General features: G+C 67.8%; 7 protein-coding genes and 2 pseudogenes. 1 reads left to right on the top strand and 8 read right to left on the bottom strand.

The window, feature by feature from the left end; translation table 11 throughout:
- The 3 genes from ZRA01_RS19105 to ZRA01_RS19095 form a co-directional block, all read right to left on the bottom strand.
- Positions 1-232 (bottom strand): hypothetical protein (locus ZRA01_RS19105; protein WP_141354970.1); only part of this gene is annotated, 232 nt, incomplete at its 3' end.
- Positions 229-2,637 carry a T6SS effector phospholipase Tle3 domain-containing protein gene (locus ZRA01_RS19100; protein ID WP_170183034.1) on the bottom strand — a complete coding sequence of 803 codons (2,409 nt, stop codon included), beginning with the start codon at positions 2,635-2,637 and terminating at the stop codon, positions 229-231. The genes ZRA01_RS19105 and ZRA01_RS19100, both read right to left, overlap by 4 nt.
- Positions 2,638-3,007: 370 nt before the next feature.
- Positions 3,008-3,760 (bottom strand): fused MFS/spermidine synthase, encoded by a 753-nt coding sequence (locus tag ZRA01_RS19095; RefSeq protein WP_141354968.1) that lies wholly within the window; start codon positions 3,758-3,760, stop codon positions 3,008-3,010.
- A gap of 149 nt (positions 3,761-3,909) precedes the next feature.
- Between ZRA01_RS19095 and ZRA01_RS19090 the strand changes: the two genes are divergently transcribed.
- The gene (locus ZRA01_RS19090; RefSeq protein ID WP_141354967.1) at positions 3,910-4,209 is read left to right on the top strand and encodes a hypothetical protein; all 300 of its coding nucleotides are present in this window, start codon (positions 3,910-3,912) and stop codon (positions 4,207-4,209) included.
- 22 nt (positions 4,210-4,231) lie between these two features.
- Here the strand turns inward: ZRA01_RS19090 and ZRA01_RS19085 are convergent, their stop codons facing one another.
- The 5 genes and pseudogenes from ZRA01_RS19085 to ZRA01_RS21425 form a co-directional block, all read right to left on the bottom strand.
- The gene (locus tag ZRA01_RS19085; RefSeq protein ID WP_141354966.1) at positions 4,232-5,179 is read right to left on the bottom strand and encodes a hypothetical protein; all 948 of its coding nucleotides are present in this window, start codon (positions 5,177-5,179) and stop codon (positions 4,232-4,234) included.
- A complete protein-coding gene (mutS, locus tag ZRA01_RS19080) occupies positions 5,179-7,707 on the bottom strand; it encodes a DNA mismatch repair protein MutS (RefSeq protein ID WP_443096952.1) in 2,529 nt (842 codons plus the stop codon). The genes ZRA01_RS19085 and mutS overlap by 1 nt, the downstream gene beginning before the upstream one ends.
- Before the next feature lie 195 nt (positions 7,708-7,902).
- Positions 7,903-8,313, bottom strand: a complete 411-nt coding sequence (locus ZRA01_RS19075) for a type II toxin-antitoxin system VapC family toxin (RefSeq protein WP_141354964.1) — start codon at positions 8,311-8,313, stop codon at positions 7,903-7,905.
- A gap of 63 nt (positions 8,314-8,376) precedes the next feature.
- A pseudogene (locus ZRA01_RS19070) lies at positions 8,377-8,562 on the bottom strand (transposase); the annotation flags it as partial.
- A gap of 63 nt (positions 8,563-8,625) precedes the next feature.
- Positions 8,626-8,835 (bottom strand): annotated as a pseudogene (locus ZRA01_RS21425) (hypothetical protein); the annotation flags it as partial.
- Positions 8,836-8,935 lie beyond the last annotated feature (100 nt).

The raw sequence follows: 8,935 nt of genomic DNA, 5'->3' as shown, positions 1-8,935 counted from the left end.
AGCTCCATTGGGCGAGGAGCGCCAGGCAAGCGGCCAGCAGCGGGACGCCCAGCCAGATTTTCCATTTTTCCATCGAACTCACCTCTGGGTTGCTGAAGACAGGTAGATCGGCTTGAGTGAGGTAAAACGTCCAGCCGGCCAGGGTCAGGACGAATAGCAATGCGGCCCACAGGCTCCATGACGTCCAGCCACGTTTGATTCGTACATCAGTTTCGCCTTTGCCCTTTGTCATGTTACTGCCTTCCCGGGAGGGCTGAGGCCGTCTATGGTTTCGGCGATGACCGCCTCCGGACGTTCGGCGATGGACTTGACGCATTCGGGAAGAATGCCATTGGAGTAGTAGTCCGAGCTGCCTTGTATGATCGCTGCCCGCGACCCGGTCTCCGCATCGAAGTAACACTTGTAAGTTGAGTAGAACGAACTCCAAGTCAGGATGCCGGGCCGGATTGGTTCGCCTTTTCTCGGCTTCTTCAACCTCCAATCCGCCACCGCGCACAGATACGAATAGAAGCTCGGGTTGCTCACCGCCAGCCCCTGCCCCACCGCGATGTCGTAGGCCGTAACCTTGGCGTGATTGGCCACGCTGGCCCAGATGGCGCTGTGGAAGGAGCGGGGGCTGGCAGCCTGCTGGTGGCGCAGGCGGGCTTCGTTGGGGGTCTCGTTGCGATGGATGATGAGGCGCCCATCGCCGGTGGTGGCCGCCATGGTGAGCTTGATCCGGTCGCCTTCGGGCTTGCGCTCGTTGAGTCTGGCCTCGACGTCCGCAAGTTCGCGGGGCACGAGGGCCCTGCTGGTCGGGCTGCTGCCGCTCGCCACCGCCGCGGGGCCGCGGTCGGGGCGGGGGTCGTCGATCACCTGCGGCTTTACCGGGTTGACTCCATAGTCGCTGGTGAGGGCGATGGCAGCGTCGATGGGGTCAACCCGCTCGAACTTGCCAGCCTTGGATTTATCCGACGTTTCCAGCGCTCCGGCGAAGAGATCAGCGATGTGAGGGGTTTTCAGGGGCTCGCCGTTGATGAAGCGCACCCCATCCTCACCCAGGATGGCGCTGCGCGGCAGCCGTTGCCGGCCGGGCAGCTGGTTGCCATTGGCGCCTGGGAGCTCGGCCAGCTTGAGGTGATTGCCGATGTAACCGCCATCCACGTGGGCACGATCGCTCTCGCCCTCCGCCCTCAGCGGAAAATCCTGCGGCGGGAGGCCGACCCGGAAGACCTGATCCACCTTGTCGACACTCCGGATCTTGGCGGTGAACACCCGCTGGAAGAAGCCCGGCCCCAGCTCTGCGAGGGGCTTTCGCGCGTTTTCCCAGTCGGAGAGCCGCAGCTTGTCAGCGGCCCTGCCGCGGCCCAGGGTGTTCACCAGCGCGGAGGGGCGGCCCCCGATCCGGTTGGGCACGCCCTGCCAGCCGATGCCCTGCACGTTGCGCAGCCCCACGGTCATGTCCTCGGGGCAGAAATAGAGGTAAACCTTGCCGCGATTGTCCCGGTCTGCGGAAGGCTGCCAGGCGAGGCTATGCACACCGGCGCTGCCCATGCGGGTGAGTTCGTCGGAGCTCCAACCGGGCTTCCGGCTGGATTTCTCGCGGGCATAGACGCCCTGGACAATGTTGATCAAGGTGTCGAGCCGGGCCTTCATGCTCTGCCGCCCTTCGAGGGCCTCGTACAGGCCCTTCATCACATGATCTTCGCCGCCACGCTTGCTGATCACCTTGTCCGGGATCCTGGCCTGCTTGTCATCCTGGCCGGGGGCGCCTGACATCGGGGCCGGAGCGGGCGCCGGTGAGGCGGCGGGGGGCTTGTCTTCATCCCTGCCGTCGCCATCCTCCCTGCCATACTTTTCAAAGTGCACGGGCTCCAGCGCGTAGGGCGGGTGGGTCAGGATCAGGGTGTCGGCGGGCTTTCGCCCCTGGTCCATCAGGAAGGCCTGGGCCAGCAGGGAGACCAGGCAGCCCTGGCTGTGGGCGATGATGTTTACAGTCTCATTTTTGTCGTAGTCGCGGATCATCGACACCAGGGCCGCCAGGCGCTGGGCGGCCAGCACGAAGTACATCCGGCCCGGGCCGGCCAGCACTGGCCGGTACGGGTCCTTGGCAACGGCATCCGCCGCGCCGCCAAGCGCCGAGACACCCCGGTTCCACATGTCGGGGAGGTTGTTGGTGGCGTTGGCGAAGGGGCCGCCGCCCTTGCTGAGGTCTTTGTCGAGGCGGTTGCCGTAATCGTCGGTGTGCTGACCGTTCCTGAGCGGAGCGCCGCCTTTGGGCGTGCCGCGATACCCCCAGTAAAACGGGATCACCGGGCTGCAGGTGTCGGGGCTGATGTTGCGCTTGTAGAACACCGCGTCCGGGTCGTCCTCCAGCCGTCTTGCGTCGTCGTCACCGGGCAGGCGGTAGGGGGCGGAGGTGTAGGGGGGCGTGCCGGGCAGCCACTTCATGCGCTCGGCGAGGCCGGCCATCAGGCCATCCTCGACGGCCGGGTAGGCGGTGCCCACGTCGTTGACGCCGTGCACGACGATGCAGGCGCCCACGTGTTCGCACTTCACGTCGACGACCTTGGGCATGCGGCCGCAGCTGAGGACCGTGCTGTCCTTGCAGATGAGGTAGGGGTCTTTCGGATAATCGGCTTTGTCGGGACCGCTCATGACGGGCTCTCCACGTGAATCCGGGCCTGGTGCAGGGCGTTTGCCCAGTAGCTGACGCGGACGCCATCCACTGTCTTTCCATACACACCCAATCATGACATGAAGCTTTGGAGATGCCAATCGAAAACATCAACCCTCCCAAAACACCCTCCCGAAACATCCTCCTTGTGCTGCCTGGAAAGACGCGCGACAGCCCCTTGCAGGCGCGCGCGCAAAGAGCCCCGCAGACTCTTGAGAAACAAGCCAATGTTTCTCCGTCCACGCCGAGGCTGGCATGGCCTTGGGATGCTCTCAAGAAAACACCGGGCCGCCCCAAGTTTCCTTTGCCCCCACGGGGGGCGTGCGGGGCGGAGCCTGGCCCTGGGGGCGCTCAGAAGCGCAGCACGCCCCCGGCCAGCAGGCCAGATTTTTTGAGCCGCTTGAGGCTGGGCCCGAGCTTGAGGCCGGTGCCGGCCTCGAGCGCGGTGGCGCGCTCGTGGAGCAGCTCGGCGGGCACCTCGACCACCTCACCCACTGCCGCAAAGGCCACCACGTTGCCGCTGGGGCAGGGGGGCAGGGCCAGCACGCGGCCGTCGAAGGCCTTGTTGAGCCGCTGGAGCTGGGTCTTGAAACCCCTCAGCTCGCCGAACATGTTGACGACCAGCAGCCCATCCGCCGTCAGACGCCGGCGGCAAGCCGCGTAGAAGGCCTGGCTCGCCAGGGCGCCGGCGCGGGCGTTGCTGTCGAAGCCATCCACCGCGATCAGATCCCACTGGCTGTCGTCCTGCTCGACAAAGCCGGCCCCGTCGCCGATCACCACCCGCAGGCGCTCGTCCTCATCGGGGAAGCGGAAGTACTGCCGCGCCACGCCGTGCACTTCCGGCGCGATCTCCACCACTGTCGTGCACGCGTCGGGCAGCTGGCGATGGACGAACTTGGGCAGCGAGCCGGCGCCCAGCCCGATCAGGAGCACCCGGGCCGGCCACGGCGCGGGGCGCAGCAGCAGCCCGGCCATCATCTCGCGGGTGTATTCGAGCTCCAGGGCGTCGGGTTTGCGCAGACGCATCGCGCCCTGCACCCAGTCGGAGCCGAAGTGCAGGTAGCGGACGCCGGATTCTTCGCTGATGTCGATGGGGGTGTTCATGGTCAATGTCAGATAGGTGTATGCTGCGTCGCAATACGGCAGGGCCGTTCGTTTTGAGTGCCCCCAGGGCCGGGCTTCGCCCCGCCCGCCCCCCGTGGGGGTCCAAGGAAACTTGGGGCGGCCCTGCGTTTCCTTGAGAGGAGTGACTGGTGAGTCTCGAACATTACAACGCCGAACTGGCGTCCATCGACATGGAAATCGCCCGACTGGCCCAGCTTTGCGGCATCCAGATGCTGCAGCCGGGCGTCGCCGAGGCGGTGCTGCGCAACGACAGCAGCCTGTGCAACAGCACCAACCCGCTGGCCTGGGAGAAGCTCCGCGGCCTGCTGGTGCTGCATTACCACGTGGTGGCCGAGAACGCCGCCGCCGACGGTGTCGACGCCGCAGCCGAAACCCTGCGCCAGGCGCTCCAGAGCGTCAGCGCACGGATGCGCCCGCAGCAGCAGTAAGCCGCCGTGCCGCCCGCCGGCATCAGTTGCCCCGGGCGGTGTACATCCGCGGCGTGACGCGAAACAGCGGTCTTGCGCCGGGCGCCACGTCCACCTTCACCCAGCCCATGAAGGGCGAGCCCCAGGTTTCGAGGCGGGTGAAGTTGGTCTGCACCTTGCCGCTGGCCGGGTCGCGCAGGGGCTGATCGAAGCGGTGCACGTGGCTGTCCCCATGCACCAGCAGCACCTCGCCGGCAAAGGCCTTGCTTTCGGCCAGCAGCTGGCCGAGCAGCTCACGGTAAGCACGGCCACCGCGGCCGGCGCTGAAATCCTCGAGATCCGGGTTGGCCTGCTGGATCAGCACCACCCCTTCCAGCTTCTGTGCCCGGGCCCGGCTGAAGGCCGCGCCGATCCACGCCCTGAGCGCCGCGCTGCGGCTGGCGAATTCGGCGCTTGGCTGCGGCTGGCGCCCGATGTTGTTGCCGCCGCCCGGCACGTTGAGGGTCACGAAGAGCACCGGGCCGATCTGCCAGCGCTGGTGCTCCCGGTAGGCGCCGAAGGCCGGGTCGTCGGCCTGGCTGTCCACCGCCAGAGGGTAGCGGCCGAGGGTCTGCCCGGGTCGGGCAAAGAAGAGCTCGCGCAGCCGTGCCAGCCGCTCGAGCGGGTCGTAGGCGCCGTTGCTCTTGCGCTGGCAGTCGGCCCAATCGTTGTCGCCGGGCACGAATACGAAGGGCGTGTGGCTGGCCTGGAACACCGCCAGCCGGTCTTCATACAGCGCGTCGTCGCAGCGCTCACCGCCGCTCTTGATGTCGCCGTCGTGAACCACCACCCGCAAGCCTTCGGCGTCCATCCCGGCCAGCACCTCGGGCAGGTGCTGGCGCTCGAAACGGTTGTAGGGGATGTCGCCAAGCACGCCGAAGCTGAACGGCTCCGCCGCCTGCAGCGCGGGCGACAGCAGGGCGGCCAGGGCGAGGAGGGTGCTTCGCAGCATCACGCCGACAGCCGCTTGAGCTCGTAGAGCGCCTCCAGCGCCTCGCGGGGCGTCAGGGCGTCCGGGTCGATGGCGGCCAGCGCGCCGAGCACCGGGTGGCCCGGCATTTCGGGCTCGTCGGCGGGCAGGCTGGCGAACAGGTCGGCCTGGGGGCCGGCGTCGATCTCGCGGTTCTCCAGCGCGCGCAGACGGCGCTTGGCGTCGCGCACCACCGCACCCGGGATGCCCGCCAGCGCGGCCACTTCGATCCCGTAGCTCTGGCTGGCCGGGCCTTCCTCGAGCGCGTGCAGAAACACGATGCCGTGGTTGTGCTCGACGGCATCCAGGTGCACGTTGGCGCACTCCGGGTAGTCGTGGGCGAGGCGGGTGAGCTCGAAGTAGTGGGTGGCGAACAGCGTCCAGCAGCGGTTCTTGTCGAGCAGGTGGCGGGCGATCGCCACCGCCAGCGCGACGCCGTCGAAGGTCGAGGTGCCGCGGCCGATCTCGTCCATCAGCACCAGGCTCTGGTCGGTGGCGCCGTGGAGGATGGCGGCCGCCTCGGTCATCTCGACCATGAAGGTGGAGCGCCCGGAGGCCAGGTCGTCGGAGGCGCCGATGCGGGTGAAGATGGCATCCACCGACCCGATCCGCGCGCTGGTGGCCGGCACGAAGCAGCCCACGTGGGCGAGCAGCACGATCAAGGCCACCTGGCGCATGGTGGTCGATTTACCGCCCATGTTGGGGCCGGTGATGAGCAGCATGCGGCGGGTCGGGTCGAGGCGGCAGTCGTTGGCGATGAAGTTTTCCACCTGGCGCTCCACCACCGGGTGACGGCCCGCAACGATCTCGATGCCCGGCTGATCGCTGAACACCGGCATCGCGTAGCCATAGCGGGCCGCCGCCTCCGCGAAGGCCGCCAGGCCGTCGAGCAGCGCGCAGGCGCGGGCGATGCGCTGGAAGCGCGGGATGTCGGCGGCGAGCGCGTCGAGCACGCCCTCGTAGAGCAGCTTCTCGCGGGCCAGCGCCCGCTCCTGGGCCGACAGGGCCTTGTCTTCGAAGGCCTTCAACTCGGGGGTGATGAAGCGTTCGGCGTTCTTCAGGGTCTGGCGGCGGCGGTAGTCGTCGGGCAGCTCGCCCTTGGCGGCGTTGGCGGCCGAGATCTCGATGTAGAAGCCATGCACCCGGTTGAACTCGACCTTGAGGTTGGCGATGCCGGTGCGCTCCCGCTCGCGGGCTTCGAGCTCCAGCAAAAACGCCCCGCAGTTGGTCTGGATGCCACGCAGCTCGTCGAGGTCGGCGTCGAAGCCTTCGGCGATCACGCCGCCGTCACGCAGCACCGTCGAGGGCTCGGGGGCGATGGCGCGGGTGAGCAGCGCCAGCGCCTCGTCGGGCGTGGCAAGCTCGTCGAGCATCCGCTGCAGCAGCGGTGCCTGGGGCGCGCCCAGGGCGGCGCGCAGCTCTGCAAGGCGCGCCAGGCTGTCGCGCAGCGCCGACAGATCCCGCGGGCGGGCGCTGCGTAGCGCCACCCGGGCGGTGATGCGCTCCACGTCCGACACCCCGCGCAGCACCCGCCGCGCCGGCTCGACCGGGCCCTCGGCCAGCTCGCCGACCGCCGCGTGGCGGTGGGCCGCGGCGGCGCGGTCGCGCAGGGGGTGGTGCAGGGCATGGCGCAGCCAGCGCGAGCCCATGCTGGTGGCGCAGCTGTCGAGGAGCGAAAGCAGCGTGGGGGCCGCCTCGCCGCGCAGGGTCTCGGTGATCTCGAGGTTGCGCCGGGTGGCAGCGTCGAGGCGCAGATAGGCGCTGTCGCGCTCGGCGGTGAGGGCGGTGACGTGGGCCAGGGCCTGGCGCTGGGTGGCGCGGGCGTAGTCGAACAGCGCCGCGGCGGCGGCCAGGGCCACCGGCATCTCGTCGGCGCCGAAGCCGGCCAGGTCGCGGGTGCCGAAGTGGGCGGTGAGCAGGCGCCGGGCGGTCTCGGCGTCGAACTGCCAGTCGGCCAGCCGGCGCAGGCTGGGGGCCAGCTGGTCGAGCAGCGGCAGGCGCAGGCCGTCGGGGATCAGCACCTCGGCCGGGCGCAGGCGCTCGAACTGGGCGGCGAGCTGCGGCGCGTCGCATTCGAGCACCCGGAAGTCGCCGTTGGCGAGGTTGAGCCACGCCAGGCCCAGCACGCCGCGGTGCAGGTTGAGGGCCAGGAGCGGCGCATCGGCCTTGTCGTCGAGCAGCGCCGCGTCGGTGAGGGTGCCTGGGGTGACGATGCGCGACACCGCGCGCTCCATCGGCCCCTTGGTGGCGCCCGGGTCGCCCACCTGTTCGGCGATCACCACGGATTCGCCCAGCTTGACGAGCCGCGCCAGGTATTGCTCGACCGCGTGGTGCGGCACGCCGGCCATCTTGATCGGCTGGCCTGCGGACGAGCCGCGGGTGGTCAGCGTGATGTCCATCAGCCGCGCGGCCTTCTCGGCGTCCTCGAAGAACAGCTCGTAGAAGTCACCCATGCGGTAGAAGAGGAGGGTGTCGGGGTGGTCCTGCTTGATGCGCAGATATTGCTGCATCATCGGGGTGTGCTGCGCGATCGCGTCACCCGGAAGGTCTTGTTTCGGCTGCTTTTGCGGTTTCAAGTGGCGGGCCCTGCGGAATTCTGGCTCTGAACGGAAAGCACCCCGGGCGGCGGGGTGCGGGCGCAATTGTCGCATGGGCCGCGGGGGTGCGTCGCCCGTGGCGACGACCTCGGGCCGCTGCAGCAGCGCTCAGGTAAAAGGATTCAGGAGACGGACGCCGGTCCGTGCGAAGTCGGCAGTGTTGCGTGTAACAACGGTCAGGTTGTAGATCAAACCGATGGCAGCTATCTGCTTGTCGATCGGGCGCCGGGGATTGGGCGACAAGAGCCTCCCCCAGACCTGAGCACAGTCCAGATCGAAGCCCAGAATGCGCGCAGCGTGGTCGGTGACGATAAGGTCCAGCCAAGCTTCGACCCGGCTCGCCTGGTCTTCATCGTCACGCCCGCGGATAGTGTCCAGGCCACGTCGCAGCTCACCGATGGTCTGAACTGCCAGGTAGATGTCTTCCGGTTTCAACGCAGCGAAGAAACTGACGACACCCTCGTTGGCGCGAGGGCCTTTCCTCAACTCACTGACGACGTTGGTATCGAGCAGGTACATCAGCCTTGCCGGGAATTGAAGTCTTCATCCACCCCGACCTCAGGCATGCTGGCCAGCACCTCCTTGAAACCGGGCCGCCGCTGTCCAGGCCCGCTCGCGAGCGGGCCTGGACAGCGCATCACTCCTCCAGCGCTCCAGGGTCGAAACCCCTACACCGATTTCACGCGCAACCGACTCCACCGTTGCGCTCTCCGGCGGCAGCAACCGCGCCACCGCTCTGTCTTTGAATTCTTGTCCGTATCGCGCCAACTCGTTCTCTCATCATCGCCCCCGAATTCAGGATTCTATCGAGGTGGCAACTATTCTGACGCGGGGGGAAGCTGCGCCGGCTCGGCTGGCACAGCGCTGCGCTGCGCGCAGGATCTCACGATGCTCGGCTTCGGCACTCCGCCCATGCGCCGCCAGCGCCGCGAAGTCGATGTACGACTCGATCTCGGCCAGCGAATCGACCAGGGCGTCGATCTTCTTACGGCGATGATCAAAGGCGAACAGGTCGGTCTCGATGGCGCTATGGGGTTTCATCGGAGCCGGCTCGGGGCGCACTCAGAGCGATGTAATTTTACCAAGAGTGGGCGGGGCGAGGTTTTCGAGGCACCCTTTAGTGTTACTGCGGGCAGCTTAG

Origin of the sequence: Zoogloea ramigera, from assembly GCF_006539865.1 — a bacterium.
Taxonomy (GTDB): domain Bacteria; phylum Pseudomonadota; class Gammaproteobacteria; order Burkholderiales; family Rhodocyclaceae; genus Zoogloea; species Zoogloea ramigera.
This window is presented reverse-complemented; position numbering and strand designations above follow the sequence as displayed.